The organism is Halopseudomonas oceani, assembly GCF_963677335.1.
GTDB lineage: Bacteria > Pseudomonadota > Gammaproteobacteria > Pseudomonadales > Pseudomonadaceae > Halopseudomonas > Halopseudomonas oceani.
Genome location: NZ_OY781932.1, coordinates 2,058,700 through 2,075,433, shown reverse-complemented (window position 1 = coordinate 2,075,433; position 16,734 = coordinate 2,058,700). Strand labels below are relative to the sequence as shown.

The window sequence follows — 16,734 nt, the reverse complement described above, 5'->3', positions numbered from 1 at the left end:
TGTGCGGCGATTTCTTCACCGATAAAAGCCGCAGAGTCTTCTACGTTGTGCTTTCGAATGATCTCGTTTCCTAAGCAGCGACCATGACAGCGCCTAGCGATGAGCCGCTTCGACCAGCAAACGTTTGATCCTCGGCTGCAGAAACCAGATGCCAATTGCGATGAACATGAACATCATCGTTGCTCCACCCCGAGAACGCTGATGCCACAGCGCAGCCGCCTCGCATGCAACCAGCTTTTGCGCAACATGCGCGCTGGTCAGATACAGCAAGGGAAAAAACAGCGCGATGAAGGCGAACCATGCAGTCCATGTCTCAGCGGCTTGCCCATTTGGGATGAATACGAGGATGACGAGTAACGCTACCAGCATCGCGACAAACCGATTTTCAGTGCCACTGGATCGAAATCCACAGTGCCGTCCCAGATCCACATTCAACTGATATAACCACGCCAGCTGCAGGGCGTTAGAAAAATCGGCAAGAACTGTAACCACCGCGTGTCCTGCAGGCGTTCCACCCACAACCATATCAGCGAGCCACCAAACACCGAAAAACAGAAAAAACAACGTCCAAGCGGATGCGCGATACAGCTGCCTTAACCCCACAGAACCACCCTCGTTCTAGTCAGCAATATCGCCGATCGCGGTTTTCAATATACTTTCGCGCCCTTGGTAGCAGACTGCCGGGCAGCGTTGTCCCCTACAAAGGCGTATTTCTCGCCACCATAAACACCTCATCAGCAGAATACAGATCACTGATGGTGGCGACGACCGCAGCCCCAAACGCATCGCGGTAAAGACGCTGCGCGTGGTTGTCGGCACGGGTACTAACGACAATGTGCTTCAACGTCGAGCCCTGCTGCGCAAGCGCTGCTTTGACCATCGGCAGCGACTGATCGATCAACGCCCGGCCCACTCCCTGACCGTGCAGATCGGGCAGCACCGCAATCTGATCAAGCTCCAGCACGACCTGATCCCGAAACCCGCTCTTCTGCGCCCAAAGAATGTAGCCCACCACCTTGCCCTGCTCTTCTGCAAGGTAACAGAGAAAACGCGGGTGGGCGTTGAGCGTTGCGGTCAGCCATTCAATAGAGAGCTTCTGGCGGGCAAAGGCTGAACGGTGGACAACGGCGGTAGCAGAGAGGTCAGCTGGAAGCATGGCGCGAATCTTAATATCCATTCACATGTTTCCAGTTCAGGCGAACGCACAACCTACCAACCCGCTGCGACGAGGGAGGCTTAACGTTCATACGTCAATATTCCCACTTCCGATACTCTTCGGTTTCTGACTTCATTGACTCATAGAGCCAGACCATGCGATCCAGGTACCAGCTTTTCCCAAGGTACGCCAAAGCGACCCCGAGTACGGCCCCCCAAACCGAATAGTAGACAACTGCCCAGATGGAAAGGACCATCCCCGTCGCCGAAATAAAATTGAGGATGCTGTATAGGTAAGTGACGTGAATATCCGGGATAGGCACTTTATCCCTATTGAGATAAACCCTCTCCCCCAACACTGATTTGGATGCCCAGTTTTTTGTTGATTTGGGTTTACTAAAAAAAATGGGATTAAAGAACATCCACGAAATGGCGAGCAGACCTGGAATCAAACACCACCAGCCAATCCAGATACGACTCCAGAAAGCGAGAACGATCAAAGGCAAGACAGAGTATCTTGTATACACGCTCCAGGGGTTGGCGTGCTTCATCCAATTTTCATCAGTTAACAAAAAGAAGCTTGCCACTTTTCTTTCGAGTGTCACCTTGGCCCTCACCAGTCTCCAATAACGCTACGATCCCTGCTCCCAATAAAACGTACCAGCAGGTAAAGAACATACACCCACAAAACCCAAATTCACTGAGAGGATAGGCCCCCTGGATCGCCGGTCAATAGCAACAGCTTGCGGATAACTGACAGCCGTGTGGTTGGCTACCAGAAATCCCCGTGCTCACTCAATCGATAGAAAATGCAGTATCTGTGCCCGGTTCGCCGTTGAAGCCAACCATTTCTTCACATCTACAGCCTTTTCTGCGTCAGCATGACCAACCAGCCGTGTGAGCCTTTCAACACGATCCAGTTCGGTTCGCTCCATGCGAACCCGCCGCTGCCACTGATCAGAAAAAACAGCCGGCAGCTTCTGGGCCAGCTCGAGCGCCTTTAGGGTGCTCCATTCTCCACCGTCCAGCCAGGCTTCATCGCAGTTGCCACACAGATCAAGCCGCGTGCCCACTGAGCCGGCAATTGAATACTTGGTCATGATCCGGCTGCATTTTGGGCAACACAGTGCCGCCTTTGCGTCCTGCTCATCGGATAGCTCATTGGTAGTCTGTTCGGGAGATGGCAGCGTCGCCCTCTCTGCCCAGTCACGGTAGTACAACAAAGAAAGAAGCGCTCCATCACACGCCGAACACCCCATCGCAGGCAGCCCCTCTTCCAGCTTTGCGGGCTTGAGCACCTCATTTCTACACTTTGGACAATGCACTCGACCTCCAAATTTTATGACATTTAGTTCAGCAGCCAGGGCAGAATGAGTGCTGGCAGCGTTATGCTGCTCTGCCAGCCAACTCAACTCCCACTTAGCACAACCGCTATAACAGACCGCGCCCAATCCATCTCAAAGTACTTTCGTCCCACGCTTCCAGAAGAACTTGCGGCCGAAACGGTAGTTGTCGCCTTCCACGTTCAGAACAAACACTTCGCCCGGCAGGGAAACGGTATCCACAATGCGTTGAGCAAGCGCCTTGGTCCTTTTGCGATTGCGCAGCCCCCACCACGGCGTGCAGCAGTAGCCGAGAACATAAAGCGGGTGCTCGGGAAAAGCCTCCAGCCGTTTGCGCAAGAGATAAACCCGAGTCAGCCCACGAATACCCTTCAGTTGCGCACGTAGCGTCGCGAGCTGTTCAGCATCCAGCCCATGCGGATCAAACTTGTCCTTCAAGGTAATCTGCGCACGCTCGGCTTGCGCGCATTGAAGCAGGTGGTGGCGCTCAACAAGCTTCGCGTGCCATTCGTGGGCCTGCTGCTCCTGCCCAATGCCCCAATAGTAGTCACGAAGCAGTTCGTATCCGTTAAGCCGTGCGTCGTCATCCAGTTCGATAGCCCGCTTAACCAGCGCCACGCCGTCAGGGTCGTTCCGCTGCAGCAACCGCGCGCCCAAGGCATAACAAGCTACGGGATGATCAGGCGAGGCTTTCTGCAGCGCGCGAAACATTGGCAGTGCCGCATCGGCGCCGTCGCCAAACTCCTCGGTCAGGCACGCATGTTCATACTGCTGCTGATCCGTCAGTTCAACGCCACTGGCAATCTCCGCCGCCAACTCGGCCAAGCGCGCACGCCCTTTTTCGGCAGTCTGGTAGCGCTCCTCCCAGGCAGGCAGGATGCTCTGCTCCCAGCGTGAATCAAGCTCCCCGGTCACAACCGAAAGCGAGTCCCCCAGCAACTTTTCCGCCCTGTCCTGCTCGGCAGGCAAACTCAGCTGTGGTGCTTGATCAAGCGCTTTCAGGCGGTCAGCAAGCGCCGGATGCGTATCTTCCGAACTGGTTTTTCGGTCAAGGGCTAGCGACACCCACTCCTGAACGGGTTGATCTTCCAGCCCCACAGAAACCTTGTCGGCAAGGCTGCCATACGGGGCAAAAGCAGGACGCGGCAAGTCGCTGGCACTCCGGTGGATATCGGCCCAATAGCGCTCATCCAGATAGCGACCAACAACGTTAACCGCCGTCAGCGCTTCAGCGATGGAAGAAGGCGATGTCAGGCGCGCTGCCGCAGCATCGGCCTCATATTCGTTCGCCCGAGCCAGCGGAAACGAATACGCCGTGAAATAAGGCACGTACCAATTGAAAAAGCGGCGAAACAGAAAGGTGCCAAAACGACCTTCGGAGGTAAGCGAGGACATCAGCGTATGCCAACTGAGACGCAGCCGGTAGATCCAGTTGGAAACCCGGCCGTGGCCGCCAGCCAGATGGCCAAATTCATGGGCAAGCACGGCCCTGAATTGCTCCACACTGAGGGTTTTCATCAACGGTAGGCCAATCACAAGATAGTTGCGATGCCAGCCGAAGATCCCCAATCGCGGCGTCTGTACTACGCAGGCATTGAAGTCATGTGTCACTAGCACCCGGTGAAACCGGGGCGCCTTAAGGCGTCTACGCAGATCATCGATCATCGCAAACAGAGCGGGGGCTTCTTTCCGGGTCAGCCGTCGCCCCTCTGGCGCCTCAAGTTTCACCCAGAGTGCCTTGAGCACTGCCCAGATGAGAATAAGCAACGGAATTGCCAGCTTCAGGCCGATACCTTTGAGGGCCGCCAACGACAGCAAGGTCATCAGCAGCAACCCAATCAACATAAAGGTAATGTAGCCATATCCCAGCAGCGCCAGCAGCAGCACGCGCATCTTGTACAGCAAAGGGCGGCGCACCGCCTGACTTTCAAGGCGCGCAACCAGCGCGTCAAACTCGTCGTTGGTCATGTCCATTGACACCGTTTTGTTGTTCCGACAGCAAAGATACCGGTAACTGACTGGCTGAGAAAACTACCTTTTCCCGCGAGTCGGAGTAAAGCAAGGCATAGCAGTGGCTCCGCTGGTACAGCACATCGAGCGTAGCGGTGTCCTGGCGGCGGGCTACAGCGCCTGGTTAAACCCGCTCACTCAGTGCCAGCTCATTGCCACCGTTTTCGTACTGAGTACCACACCAACCCGCGACGTCACCGTCAACCTTGATCCCTCTAACCTTGCAGCCAGCCGTCATATCCACATCTACCTTAGAGGCAATCCAGGCCTCTAAGGTAGCCTCATCAAATGCGTCGTGAGAAACAAGATGCTTGCGAACCCTTTCCTTGTTCACAACGTCAAGCAGCTGCGAACGATTCAGCTCCTGAAAGGCGATGTACTCAACACCACTCATAACTTAGCCCTAGTCATAATCTAGCTCCCGCAACTGCAGCATATGAGAGGTGCTGCGAGTCATCTCTCTGACAGCCTACGGGGGCGTTGCGGCACTCCAGTGATCAATAGTGATGTGCCGTGGCTGTTCACGCACTCGTTGCAGCCATGCGACTACTGCCGGGTACTGCGACAACTCAAAGCCGCCCTCTCCTGCTACATGCGTGTATGCATAGAGAGCGATATCTGCGATGGAGTAACGCTCACTGACGAAAAAAGTATGACTCGCCAGATGCTGATTCATTACAGCCAGGGCCTGATTTCCTGCACGCTGCTTTTGCGTCAGTAACTCCGTATTGAAAGGCGTATCATCCAGGATCCCGGTCTTCAGCCAAAACCGAGGCGTTGCAATATTTGGCTCGTGACTGTACTGCTCAAAAAACAGCCACTGCATTACCTGTGCTTGCGTATACCGTTCTGCTGGCCAATATTCAGTACCTTGTGAAAGGAAGTACAGAATGGCATTGGACTCTGCTAAATGACTACCGTCATCGAGCTCAAGAACGGGAATACGGCCATTCAGGTTTTTCTGCAAAAATGCCTCTGTCCTGGACTCGCCGCGGAGAATGTCGATGGGGATGTACTGATAGGAAAGGCCAAGGTGTGAGAGTAGGAGCCTCACCTTGTAGCCATTACCAGACATTGGATCGTCGTAGAGTTTCATGCATTCACCTTCCTAGCGCTCTAGTCGCCAAGGCTCGCATCAGTCACCGAGATCCGGTCTGACGGATCTCGCTAACCGATATCCAGCGACAGGCAGCCACACAGCAGCTAAAGCACAGAGCTGAAAATAGGCCAAACGGTAAGGATGAGCCCATCCTCCTGTATACCCGACATTGAAAGCCAGCCACACAATGAATAGGCCGGATGTACAGATCGCCGCCATCAGCGCCCTGCCTGGACACCGCAACACAGCGATGCCCTCCAATGCCGACAATAGCGCGAACGCGGCAGTGGACACACTCAAGGTTAACCCCCAGGAATACCCGCCCTGGTATTCCCTGCCGACGCCTTCTGCGACCAGGTGCCCAATATGATAAGCCGCAACCAGAATAGCTACCCTGATCATTGGTTGCAGCAAAAGCAGATAAAGTGCTTGCTTCATAAGCACATTGAGCAACGCTGGCCGTGTGCCGCCGCGCATTGTGCGGCGGAATGGGTACGTTCGTTATGCATCGGACTTAAACCAAAACTCGATCTCATCCGTTTCAACGTCAAACTTCGCCGCATGCTCTACGTTCGCCGGCACGTGATACCACTCACCAACCCCAAATTTTTGCACGTTATCACCAATGATAAGAACCAGCTGCCCTTTAGTAATTACGCCGTAATTATCTGTTTCGTGCTCATGAGGAGGTATATCTGTTCCAGCAGGATACGAAGCGAACAGCACATCACAATTTTCCGCTTCCAATTTGAATGCATCAAATCTACCGTCAAATAACGGGAGCCGCCTGATTTTATCTGGATAATCTCCTGCCATGTCTAAACTCCTTGAAATATATAAGGCTCACCGCGCAGGCGAGCAACCTGTTGCGAGTCCATCGTCTTAGGCGCGCGTCGTAGGCGCGTTGTACTGGCGCGTGTTAACCCCCATTGCGCATTGGCTGGTAATAATTATCGAGTCAACAATGCTCTGGAAGAACAAAGTACCCGATCAGCGTATACTCCGCACCTTCTAGTAGCGGCTTGTTTCTTTGATGCCGTATCTGTCTCAGGATATTCCTGGTCTAGGCCTGCAGTCAGGCCGGTCTACCCATCATTGTGGTCAATCCGATCAGCGTGCGGCGCTATGCCCAGGCTATCGGTGTGCTGGCAAAAACTGATCGCATTGACGCCCAGATCATTGCCAAATATGCCGCTACGCTGAAGCCAGAATTCAAGCCTATACCGGATAAAACTTCTCAAAAAGTCAAAGATCTATTGGCGAGGCGCAGCCAACTCATGGAAATGTCTACCATGGAGAATAACCGCCTGCAGATCTTGCCAAAATCACTTCACAAGTCCATCAATAGTCTACTCAAAGCGCTCCAGCCCCAGATCAAACCCATCACCAAGCAGATCGAGCAGGAAGTCGCCAAGGTCGATCATTGGTAAAGCAAAACAGACATCCTGACCAGCGTGCCAGGCGTTGGCAAAGTCCTGACGTTTACGCTCCTGAGTGAGCTTCCAGAGCTTGGTAAGCTTAACCGGCGAGAAATAGCTGCCCTGGTCGGTGTTGCACCCATCAACCGCGATAGCGGCAAGCTGACGGGCAAGCGTCGGATCCCTGGCGGCCGTCATGACAGTGATATTCATGGCCATGATGTCAGCTATCCAATGCAACCCGGTATTCAAGCAGTTCTATGAGCACCTAAAAGCTCAAGGAAAACTTCCCAAAGTCGCGCTGACTGCCTGCATGCGCAAAATGATTGTGATACTCAATACTATGGTGAAAAACCAAGAACCGTGGCGTGAAAAAACAGCCTGATTTGAGGCATTGACACCACAGTCACTTGTTAAATGCTTACCGCAAATAAACTTTTGCGCCCAATGCAGCTTGCTCTTTTTGTTGCAAAGTGATTAACACGCCTATTGCCTGATTTTCAGCAAAACACTTTGTAAAATAGTCAAAACCGATTATTTCGGTTGCTGCAATTTCACCATTCGGCAACTCCAGCTCCAATTGCTAATTTGACAAAAAAGCAATTTTTGGCACCAAGCAATTCCCTACAAGCACTAAGCCCTTTTTCTCAACAAAGAAGCTGTCTTCCAATGCAAATATATGTGTATTATCCATTTCTGATAACATTTAACACTGTCATAATTTGCAGCCTTGGAGTAGAGGATTTTGTGCTATTTTAAAGCACAAAAGGCGCAACGCAAAAGCTGCCAGATTGACGGCCTTGTTAAATTGCATTTGATTTGCACTTTTGAGCAACGGTTATTCCAATCACCACGATGCCCAAAATGACACTAAGCCCACCAAACAGAGCCATTACAACAGCAAGTGGAACGGTATACCGCAAAAGCAGTTCTTTTGACCTAATTAAATATACTCCAAGAACACCAGCTGATGTGGCGATTAGACAATTAACAAACACCAACCCGGCATATATCCAAAAAGAGTCTTCCGGGGTAGAAAAGGCATCCGCTGTCTGTTTAAGAGCTCCAACATTGTTGATCAACTGAAATACAATATGGACAGCAAAAGCGACTACGGCAGCTCCTATTACTCTCTTTATTGGCACAGTGCCTCCGTTGCTATTTAACTCCGCGTTCACCGGCTTGTCCGGTGCAACGCATTGTTAGGGCTTGATTTAATTAGCCAAAGAGCAGCTACTATTGAAATAACCAATGTTAAGCCAGCGGATAGACCAAAATAATTAATGTATTGCTCAGGCAACCCAAATATAAACGGCAGCATTAGCATACCGGGAACCAAGAGCACTGGACCAAACATGGACATTGGTATGGGTATTGGGAACAGCAACAAAGAAGAGGCACCTGCTAAAATGCAACGCCTCGCACTATAGCTTTTGGATATATAGGTGGTTAGTCTTCTTAACGCGAGCCAGCCTGGGAATAGTATGACAACCCCATAGATAATGAAACTCAGAGCAGCAAGTGCCGCATACTTGACTTTTTCTCGAAACGGCGGCAGTGGATTCTGCTGATTGAATTCTTCGGGACTGACAACAGGGCGAGAAGCTTTAATGTCATCGCGCGTTTCCGAAAGATGTACCAACCCTCGATCAGAAAACTCTCTCTCTAATTGGTAATATAGGCCAATTCCTTCTTCAGAAAATTGACGCTTATCATGCTCATAGAAACTTAAGCGGATATAGCCTAAATTATTCGTCTGATAAAGAACCCCATAAAACACTTCAAAATTGCCTTTGACATATCTTCGTTCTTGCTTTTTTTCAGTCAATCTATCTTGCTCTAGAATTGGCTCCCAAGCTTTCCAATCATTCATTTGCAAGTTAAATCCTAGTGATATAAGAGCCTGATCAATATTTTCGAGCGCAATCAGCCTTTGCTTATCGATTGATGCATCAATCTTATAATTTGCGTGAGGTACCGTGATACTCTTTGTGGCCATGACACAACCCTGCAAAATAAGGCTACAGATTATGATCAAAACATACTTATTTAGCACGTAGCCTCCGTAGCCCTAACGCCCAAAGCACCAACGCCGAAACAGCGCAGCGGTTTCGGCGTCCGAGTGGCTTGACTTGTTACGTGGTGACGTTGCGATCTCTAGCGTGAATTTATTCATTGGTGAGAAACTGAATCTCATTAGCCGGCAAAGTGACCATGTTTGACTCAAAACCGAAGCCATAAATATAGCCGCTAATCTTGAAGCATAGGTCCCGTGGACTAGACCTCAGATCGTATTTTTTATAGAAAACAGCACCATCTCGTTTCGGACGGCCATATATCTCTTGATCTTGGGAAAATGACATCGGCACTAACGCGTAATAGGTGTATTTACCCTCTCCCTCAGCCGTTGAGAAAGAAGAAAAATCGATCTGCTCGGTTTCGATTCGTCGAGAGTACAAGCTGGAAATTTTCGTGAAAAGACCGCTGTTGAACATTGGCGTACTTTGGTCCTCACAAAATCGAACATCGTAGTTCAATGGACAATCATGCTCTTGGACATACTGTATGAGGTCCGTGTTGGTTGCTAGGCCAACGATGAGAAACTCATCGATAATCCACGAATCGTGAGGCGGTACGTCCGTAATTTGCTCTATTTTCTTTCTAGAAGTAATCGAAACCTCGGATAGTATTAAGTCTTGAGGCGTGCTTGCCACGCATCCGGCTATCAACGAGCAAATTACCATAAAGCACAATTTGTAGTTTCGACAATTCAACGAATTAACCTCACCACGTAACGCCCGGTGCAGCGGGCAAATTGAAGCGAGGAACGAGCGGAAATTTGATCCGCCTGCCACCGCTTGTTATGAAAACCCATATACTACCCCGGCCACTACACAAAGACCGCTAACCACCCCAATAGCTCGATGAAACCGCATGAGCTTTGGCCTGCGCCATTTCAAGAAAGCCAAGTAAGAACCAAGCCAACCAACAAGCCCTAATATGCCGAAGTTGACCAAAATTGCGGCAAATCCCTGAACTTCATATGCATTCCCAAACTTATCTCCGTAAACAGCTCTACCAGTAAGCAAGTTGTCGAATGTCAGGAATACCAGAAGACCTACCACGAAGAGGATAGGAACCATTCCAGCAAGATATACGAAGTTAGGTCGTTTACTCATATTCATAACGCCGCGCTAAATGGCTTATTTGAGTTGGCAGCTTTTTTGCCGAAGGCGGAAAAGATGACAGCTTAAATAAATCCACTTTCAGCGCCTTGTTATACCCTTGCCTCGACTATACCACGAACTATTTGCTGAGGAAGCATTGCCGGTACGACGTTAAAACCCAGTATAAAAATGCGCCTATACAGCCTAACGCTTCGATAATTATTAGGGTGATTTTGCTTTTGTATAAAAATTTTGTTTGCCTGCCAAATTGTCGACTTGCCATGCCAAGATTTAATACCTTCTGCCAAGCACTTCTGAAAGTATTTAAACTTATCATCCGTGAATCTGAGGTTATACCAAGTTTTTTGGAAAGAAAGGCCAAAGTTGTAAGAGATGTCGATTTTCACCTCGACTTCATCATCATCTCTTCTGCTTATGTTAAGGCCTACACCCGAACCTTTCATACAACCCTTGATAATTTAATTAGGTATAACGCCGCAAGCAGCGGCGAGCGTTAGCGAGTCCAGCACCGTAGGTGCGATGCTGCCTTGCCTTGTTAAATTTTGTTCCACTCGACATTTAGCGGAACACTAAATTTTGTTTTCTTTGTATCTGCGCATTTTTCAATATCACCATACTGAAGAAAACGCGTACCACCAAAGAACTCTGAAAGAGGCTCGCCTTTCTCAGCGAATTGGGCTGGAGGAAAGTCTACACTAATCTCTTCCAGAGTTAATCCACACCGTTTCATTAACTCCAAGGCATCATTTTCAGTAATGAGCTGAGGATTTCCGATGGTTCCATAAGACCAACCGATAAAACCGTTATATACAAAGTATTCCATCGCTTGCCTATAAATTTAACGCCGCCAGTAGGGGCTGGAGCACGCAGTGCGGAAGCCCCTCTGGCTGGCCTTGTTAAGTTTTATTGCTGCTCGGTGCCCCATGACACACTTACCGTTGGTTTCAATTGCAGAATAAGAGGATGAAGAGTCGTGCCTTCATTAAACTCCACTATCATTTTTTCAGACTCAGCCGTTGCCTCAAACTCAATTTTCTGAATATGGTTGACAGACAAGCGTACCAATTGCTCCTCGCCATTCAGGACTAACAAATCCATATCGCCGTAGCCTGGGCTAATTGTACATTCAACACGAAGACCATTTCGGACGGTAGTGTACGCCGCTGTGTTATAGCACCACGGGACATCACTATCCGTCATTTTCGGCTCGCACTCAAAAAAGCCAACAAACTCGTATTCTTCTGGATATTCTCTCTTCTGCTCGGTAGTCATTTTTGTAACTTAACGCCTTGATCTGCGGCCGCAGCGAAGCGGAGGTCCGGTGGAGGCAACGCAGTTGCCGGAACGAACAGCATCAACTTGTTATATTTGTGCACTCACGAGACTTGCTTTGTGCTCGTCAATGGGAACAATCACTCTATGCAAGAAAAGGTGACACTCTTCGACTGAAGCATCAAGTAATTTTTGAAACAGTACCAAATTATTTTTTTGAAGCGGGTTAAGAGTGGAAGTGAAACTTTCAGCTTCATCGATATCAGAATACTCTAGAAAGTCAAAGTAGATCTTAATGAAGCCTGCGATGACATCTGAAATTTGAACCATGTAGTTCTCTGGCTTATCAGAATCTACAAATACGTATCTGATATTCCTTAACTGATCATCGTGTACACTAGCCTCTGCAATTTTGGGCTCTACCTTATCCTCATTATCCAAAATATGATCTGAACTTGGAAAGTTCTTTAACCTATTTAAATAGAACACTGAAAAGTCATCAATAAGGATGTCTTTTTCGAAGTCAAAGACAAGCTCAAACTCTACTCTTTCACTATATCGCTTGATGCACTTTGCAAATAGCTGTCTTAAATACTCTAGCATTTGATAATCCAGCTCGTCTTCAGCTTGCTCACTATGCAAAAGGTTCATCTTAGAAACAAGATGCTCATGCACAGATACTAAGAAGGCTAGTGAGTCACTCTTCTCTATATTCGGATAGTTAAAGCTCGTCATTATTGACAAAAATTCTTCTTTGTTAATTTTTATCAATCGATATAGACAATCTTTGTATACAAACTGATGTGTTAAATCAGCCGGATCACCCGTACACACAACCAAGTCTTCAATGATGTCTAAGAATGACCAATATGTAGTATTGATCATTTCATAGTGAATGTAGATATTCTTCGAAAGAAGGTGCTCAAACAGAGTTTTGAATCTCTTACTACCAAGCGCGTAACGAAAAGCTTCTGCTGGAGTGTACTTTGCCTTTATTTTTACCATTTGTGAGAATTTTAACTCTTCCTTGCCAGTTGCTTGAAGACAAAGCTTTTCTTTAAGTAAATCAAATTCAATGTCTTCACTGTCGGGTCCTAACGCAGCGCCGGCAAGAACAAAAATCGGAGATGAACTTTGATTAGGATCGTTATCAATGTTGTACGAGTCTCCAGCTAAAACTAACCTTCTAATGTTGTTCGATTCGTCATAGTAGATCTCATACTTTTTGTCGCTAAATTCCATTTCTAGTATTACTCTTGATTAATTTACTCACGTACCGGCTAACAGTTGAGTGGACCGACGGCTTCATCATTGCATATCAGTGACTTCTTCATATCACCACTCCATGCTCAAGCCGGTCGGCTGAAAAAATATTTTAAAACAATGGGTTACTGCCAACCCTGCAACACCCGCTGTAATAGCGTGACGTCCACATTTTGTGCTTTCAATAAACCTGCATAGCATGTCGGTCTACATATAATCGGGTTAAGTATAGAACTGCTGCAGCCACTATCCGCTAATGCATTGGAAGAGCCTCGCTGACAAAAAGCTGCGCCTGGATGTCTGAGTTTTCTCTGGAATACTGCCACGATGATCGCGTCGAACAGGCGCAGGCAATGAACTGAATATTGAAAAATGGAGGAGATGGTATGCACGACGCTGCCCGCCGCCCCATCACAGCGCGCGCCGGCATCAGCCTTGATGTGACGTTTACCGAGCGTTGCTGCGAGAGCTTGCCTGAATGCTCCACTAACCGAGGCAACCAACAAACCGCTGGCCCCGGGCAGACAGGAGAGAATCGTTACGAACTCGTTTGCAGTGTCAGTAGGTCTGCGCTCCATCCTTGGGCTCCTGAGACAGGCTTATTGCCATACCACGACATTAATCCCATCACCGTTGCAGGTAAAGCCGCTGTGCCACTTGAAGCGGCGGCCCTGACATCAGAGGTTACTGCGCCGGGTAGCGCATATCGCTGAATTGCTCGTGCTCTGTGGCCTCAACACGCGGTAATGAGAGCATTACCTTGTCAGTCGCTTGCATCCATCAACGCGGCCGCGGCAGTGCTTCGTGCGATAGCCTGATTGAGCTGCTCGACGCAGCGCTCTCGCGCATGCAGCAGTGGTGCGTCGTTGACTGATAACAGCGCTGCGCGGCGGGCTGTCAGCTCGTTGGCCTGTAGCTGATACTCGTCCACAAAGTCCGGACCAAGCGCAACGATGTTGGTGCAAGCAGCGCCGCGGTTATATTCAACCAACTGAGCAAGGAATACTCCGGGATAAGCCTGAGCGACTTCCCCCAGGGTTTCGTTAATCCATTCCGCCACTGCACCATCGGCGTCTGCATACAGGCTGAACAGCGTGGCCGTTGCATTGGCGTCGCCGCCAAGTGCAGGCTTCCGCGCAGCAGCTACGTCCTGTTCGGTGACGGCAGCCCACACAGGGGCGCAGAATGCCGCTAGGAGGACGAAGCAGATTGGTGTTTTCATGTGTTTACCTTCTTCTCGACTGACATTGCCGAGCTGGCGGTTTATTTGCCATGACGCTGTTGTCAGATGGTGTTCTTAAGCTCAACGGGGACCGACTTCTCTGCCACCCGCCACAACCGAACCCCGTCGACGATCATGGTCCACTCACCATCGACCTCATGGGGCGGTTCACTTACCTCAAACCGGGTGGTCATGAACAGCACGCCGACCACAAAGTCGTCGCCATCAAACCCCTGCATCGGCCCCGTGATGGAGGTGCTCCCGCCCCCTTTCAGGCGCTGGTAGGCCACGGAACCGTCGGTCAGGATCAGCAGGCTCATCTCCTTGCTGCGCCATTCACCAACATAATCCAGCCGGTTTTCCGGTACTGGCTCGGCGCAGCCAACCAGCATTACGGCCAGGGCGATAACCAACAGCCAATTTTTCATTACAGGTCTCCGTTGCGTTCAGGGCGCGGGGTACAGATTACCGATTGACTGCCGAGCGCGCTTCCGACCAGACCGCAAATTCATTGCCGCTGGGCTCGATGAAGTGAAAGCGACAACCGCCGGGGAACTCGAAAATCGGTCTAACCACCTCCCCGCCGCAGGCAACCACCTTGTTCAGAGTGGAGGTCAGATCTGCGCTGTAGAACACCAGCAGCGCGCCGCCGCTGTCTGCGCGATTACAGGTATCTGCCTTGAAGAACCCGCCGTCCAGGCCTTGGCCGGAAAATGCCGTGTATTCGGGGCCGTAGTCTATGAAGGTCCAGCCAAACGCGGAGGAGAAAAAGCGCTTGGTGGCCTCCAGATCCTTCGCCCCCAACTCCACATAGTTCAGTTTTTCATGCTCATTCATGATTCGACAGTCTCCTGATGGGGGGCACCCTGAGTCAGCGCCCGGGTGGAGGTCAGCCCGATATTGGGGTGCTTGAATAACGTGAAACTGTGGTGCGCGATAATCGAGCGAGCATCAAGATGGGGTTTGTCATGGGTGGTATGGGCGTCTTCCACCAGACTCACCTGATAGCCACGACTCGCCGCGCTGAACGCGGTCCTGTCAATACAGAAGTCGCTTGCGTAACCGCAAATAATCAGGTGTTCGATACTCTCTTCCGCTAGCCGGTCGGCAAGGTCGGTGCCCTGAAATGCGTCCGGAGTTTGCTTCCGTATATTGATCCGTTGCTCGGCATCAGTCAGGCCAGCGTACAGTTGCCAGGCAGGGCTATCAGGCTCAAGCATCCCGGGTATTTGATGCTGGATCAGCACGGTTTTCAGCCCCTGCGCGTTGGCATGTCGGACCAGTGCATTGATATTATGGATGACGGCATCGGACTGGAACGGCGGATTGGCCGAACCAAATACCCCACTCTGCACGTCCACTACCAATAGTGCGGACTTCATACCAATTCCCTTTAATAATCGTGCATTAGCTCAAGCTCGGGCGGGTGCCGGGCCAAGAAGAGCGCGAACAGCTGGCAGCAAACCGGGCGCATCGGTAACTGCGCTTGAATCTGCCATTGCCTGCAAAGCCTAATGGATGGCGCTCTAGGTCAACAGTTACAGTTCCGAGCAAATTGTCACTGGCCATCTGCCTGGATTGCCCTTCCCATGGTGCTCCCTCAGCGGCCGGCACCGCTCGGCTTCGCCATTTGCCCGACCTGACTCAAGTTCGCTGGCTACGGCCAGGCCGCTATGACCTGCGCAGCCGTTCACGTACTTCCATCAAGGCAAAACCGAGCAAATTGAGCCCCTTCCAACTGTTGGGGTTTTCCGCCGCGGCGGCATCCTGCGCCAGACCGATGCCCCAGATCCGATCCACTGGACTAGCTTCAACCAGCACCCTGTCTTCGGTGCCCAGCAAAAAAGCCTTCAGCTCGGGATTCTGGGAAAACTTGGCCATATTGGCATCAATCACAATCTCGAATCTGGCCTCTTCCCAGCGATGCTGATCAAATCCGACCACCTCGCGGCCGACGGCTTTCGCCTTTGCCGGATTGCCGGCAGCCAGAACCCGCTCGCACGCAGCGCCATCAGCAAACAGACGCGCCTTCTGGTACATCATGTAATGCTCAGCGGTAAGGAACGACTGCCCATCAACCTCAAACCCGGCGTCATACCACTGGCTGAAGCAGCTTTTGGTGACCTCGCTGCCCTTTTCCTGATGCCCCCAGAAAAAGACGTACTTGACCTTGTTGCCGTGATTGACCCAATCGATAAGCTGCGCTGTGTTTCTGATATTCACTGCTGTTCCACTGTCTGTTTGCCATCCCATGCGCGCCGCCGCAGGTGTTCAGTCAGCCGCACGCAGAACATAAACGGTTGTGCCGTGACGTTCCTTGCTCGACACCGCAAAACGACCACGCAGATGGATGACAACAATCCCGGTCCCGCCGGAGCTGTATTGGTAGAGGGTTTCCGGGCCGGTTTCCAGCACCAGCCGATATTGCTCACAGTCAAGCGCAGACAGGGTCTGATAGGCCGGCAACGCCAGAGGCAGGCCGTTAACCTTGCCACCAATGAGGGCGTCAATATCGACCTTGCACTGTGCCTGTACCCTCTGGTTCTCGGCGCGAGACATGCTGGCGTCAAGGTAGGTATCCACGTCCACCGTTCGGCCATCGTTGCGCTGCAAGAAGCTGATCAGACCAGTTCCGGCATTGCTTGCGGTGAGGTAGATGTTTTCGGTCAGCCGCTCGGGAAGCGGCTGATTCCAGTAGCTGCTGGCACAGCCACTGAGCAGCAGCAAAGCGAACCAGCCCGCTATCAGTCTAGTCATGATCACA

Annotated in this window: 23 protein-coding genes; 2 read left to right on the top strand and 21 right to left on the bottom strand. The window is 50.7% G+C overall.

Going from position 1 to position 16,734, the window contains the following annotated elements; translation table 11 throughout:
* Positions 1-93: 93 nt before the first annotated feature.
* The 8 genes from ACKPCU_RS09735 to ACKPCU_RS09700 all read right to left on the bottom strand — a co-directional run bounded on the left by ACKPCU_RS09735 (position 94) and on the right by ACKPCU_RS09700 (position 6,423).
* On the bottom strand, positions 94-492 hold the full coding sequence (locus ACKPCU_RS09735; RefSeq protein ID WP_321346242.1) for a hypothetical protein: 399 nt from the start codon (positions 490-492) through the stop codon (positions 94-96).
* A gap of 205 nt (positions 493-697) precedes the next feature.
* On the bottom strand, positions 698-1,177 hold the full coding sequence (locus ACKPCU_RS09730; protein ID WP_321346240.1) for a GNAT family N-acetyltransferase: 480 nt from the start codon (positions 1,175-1,177) through the stop codon (positions 698-700).
* A 73-nt stretch (positions 1,178-1,250) separates the two neighbouring features.
* On the bottom strand, positions 1,251-1,760 hold the full coding sequence (locus tag ACKPCU_RS09725) for a DUF6653 family protein (RefSeq protein ID WP_321346239.1): 510 nt from the start codon (positions 1,758-1,760) through the stop codon (positions 1,251-1,253).
* 186 nt (positions 1,761-1,946) lie between these two features.
* A complete protein-coding gene (locus tag ACKPCU_RS09720; protein ID WP_321346238.1) occupies positions 1,947-2,453 on the bottom strand; it encodes a TFIIB-type zinc ribbon-containing protein in 507 nt (168 codons plus the stop codon).
* 159 nt (positions 2,454-2,612) lie between these two features.
* The gene (locus tag ACKPCU_RS09715; RefSeq protein ID WP_321346236.1) at positions 2,613-4,466 is read right to left on the bottom strand and encodes a M48 family metalloprotease; all 1,854 of its coding nucleotides are present in this window, start codon (positions 4,464-4,466) and stop codon (positions 2,613-2,615) included.
* Between the two features lie 166 nt (positions 4,467-4,632).
* Positions 4,633-4,902 (bottom strand): hypothetical protein, encoded by a 270-nt coding sequence (locus ACKPCU_RS09710; protein WP_321346235.1) that lies wholly within the window; start codon positions 4,900-4,902, stop codon positions 4,633-4,635.
* Between the two features lie 75 nt (positions 4,903-4,977).
* Positions 4,978-5,604 carry a glutathione S-transferase family protein gene (locus ACKPCU_RS09705; RefSeq protein ID WP_321346233.1) on the bottom strand — a complete coding sequence of 209 codons (627 nt, stop codon included), beginning with the start codon at positions 5,602-5,604 and terminating at the stop codon, positions 4,978-4,980.
* Positions 5,605-6,108: 504 nt separating this feature from the next.
* On the bottom strand, positions 6,109-6,423 hold the full coding sequence (locus ACKPCU_RS09700) for a cupin domain-containing protein (RefSeq protein ID WP_321346231.1): 315 nt from the start codon (positions 6,421-6,423) through the stop codon (positions 6,109-6,111).
* Positions 6,424-6,704: 281 nt separating this feature from the next.
* On the opposite strand from ACKPCU_RS09700, the gene ACKPCU_RS09695 reads away from it, so the two are divergent.
* Entirely contained in the window at positions 6,705-7,037 is a 333-nt protein-coding gene (locus ACKPCU_RS09695) for an IS110 family transposase (protein ID WP_407651739.1), read from the top strand.
* Between the two features lie 24 nt (positions 7,038-7,061).
* A complete protein-coding gene (locus ACKPCU_RS09690) occupies positions 7,062-7,289 on the top strand; it encodes a transposase (RefSeq protein WP_407651737.1) in 228 nt (75 codons plus the stop codon).
* Between the two features lie 157 nt (positions 7,290-7,446).
* Here the strand turns inward: ACKPCU_RS09690 and ACKPCU_RS09685 are convergent, their stop codons facing one another.
* The 13 genes from ACKPCU_RS09685 to ACKPCU_RS09625 form a co-directional block, all read right to left on the bottom strand.
* Positions 7,447-7,593 carry a hypothetical protein gene (locus tag ACKPCU_RS09685; protein ID WP_321346227.1) on the bottom strand — a complete coding sequence of 49 codons (147 nt, stop codon included), beginning with the start codon at positions 7,591-7,593 and terminating at the stop codon, positions 7,447-7,449.
* 235 nt (positions 7,594-7,828) lie between these two features.
* Positions 7,829-8,203 carry a hypothetical protein gene (locus tag ACKPCU_RS09680; protein WP_321346225.1) on the bottom strand — a complete coding sequence of 125 codons (375 nt, stop codon included), beginning with the start codon at positions 8,201-8,203 and terminating at the stop codon, positions 7,829-7,831.
* Positions 8,200-9,024: a hypothetical protein gene (locus ACKPCU_RS09675; protein WP_321346223.1), complete on the bottom strand. Its 825-nt coding sequence runs from the start codon at positions 9,022-9,024 to the stop codon at positions 8,200-8,202. Before ACKPCU_RS09675 ends, ACKPCU_RS09680 begins: the two co-directional genes overlap by 4 nt.
* 1,724 nt (positions 9,025-10,748) lie before the next feature.
* Positions 10,749-11,036: a hypothetical protein gene (locus tag ACKPCU_RS09670; RefSeq protein ID WP_321346222.1), complete on the bottom strand. Its 288-nt coding sequence runs from the start codon at positions 11,034-11,036 to the stop codon at positions 10,749-10,751.
* A gap of 80 nt (positions 11,037-11,116) precedes the next feature.
* Positions 11,117-11,485 (bottom strand): hypothetical protein, encoded by a 369-nt coding sequence (locus ACKPCU_RS09665; protein WP_321346219.1) that lies wholly within the window; start codon positions 11,483-11,485, stop codon positions 11,117-11,119.
* 90 nt (positions 11,486-11,575) lie between these two features.
* Positions 11,576-12,727 carry a DUF3800 domain-containing protein gene (locus ACKPCU_RS09660; protein WP_321346217.1) on the bottom strand — a complete coding sequence of 384 codons (1,152 nt, stop codon included), beginning with the start codon at positions 12,725-12,727 and terminating at the stop codon, positions 11,576-11,578.
* A gap of 146 nt (positions 12,728-12,873) precedes the next feature.
* A complete protein-coding gene (locus ACKPCU_RS09655; RefSeq protein ID WP_321346215.1) occupies positions 12,874-13,326 on the bottom strand; it encodes a hypothetical protein in 453 nt (150 codons plus the stop codon).
* A gap of 185 nt (positions 13,327-13,511) precedes the next feature.
* Positions 13,512-13,970 carry a hypothetical protein gene (locus tag ACKPCU_RS09650; protein ID WP_321346213.1) on the bottom strand — a complete coding sequence of 153 codons (459 nt, stop codon included), beginning with the start codon at positions 13,968-13,970 and terminating at the stop codon, positions 13,512-13,514.
* Positions 13,971-14,032: 62 nt separating this feature from the next.
* Positions 14,033-14,398 (bottom strand): hypothetical protein, encoded by a 366-nt coding sequence (locus ACKPCU_RS09645; RefSeq protein WP_104738289.1) that lies wholly within the window; start codon positions 14,396-14,398, stop codon positions 14,033-14,035.
* A 37-nt stretch (positions 14,399-14,435) separates the two neighbouring features.
* Positions 14,436-14,807: a VOC family protein gene (locus ACKPCU_RS09640; RefSeq protein ID WP_321346211.1), complete on the bottom strand. Its 372-nt coding sequence runs from the start codon at positions 14,805-14,807 to the stop codon at positions 14,436-14,438.
* Positions 14,804-15,352 (bottom strand): isochorismatase family protein, encoded by a 549-nt coding sequence (locus ACKPCU_RS09635; RefSeq protein ID WP_321346209.1) that lies wholly within the window; start codon positions 15,350-15,352, stop codon positions 14,804-14,806. The genes ACKPCU_RS09640 and ACKPCU_RS09635 overlap by 4 nt, the downstream gene beginning before the upstream one ends.
* Before the next feature lie 289 nt (positions 15,353-15,641).
* Positions 15,642-16,193, bottom strand: coding sequence for an NADAR family protein (locus tag ACKPCU_RS09630; RefSeq protein WP_321346207.1), 552 nt, complete (start codon positions 16,191-16,193; stop codon positions 15,642-15,644).
* 48 nt (positions 16,194-16,241) lie between these two features.
* A complete protein-coding gene (locus tag ACKPCU_RS09625) occupies positions 16,242-16,727 on the bottom strand; it encodes a hypothetical protein (protein WP_321346205.1) in 486 nt (161 codons plus the stop codon).
* Positions 16,728-16,734: the final 7 nt, after the last annotated feature.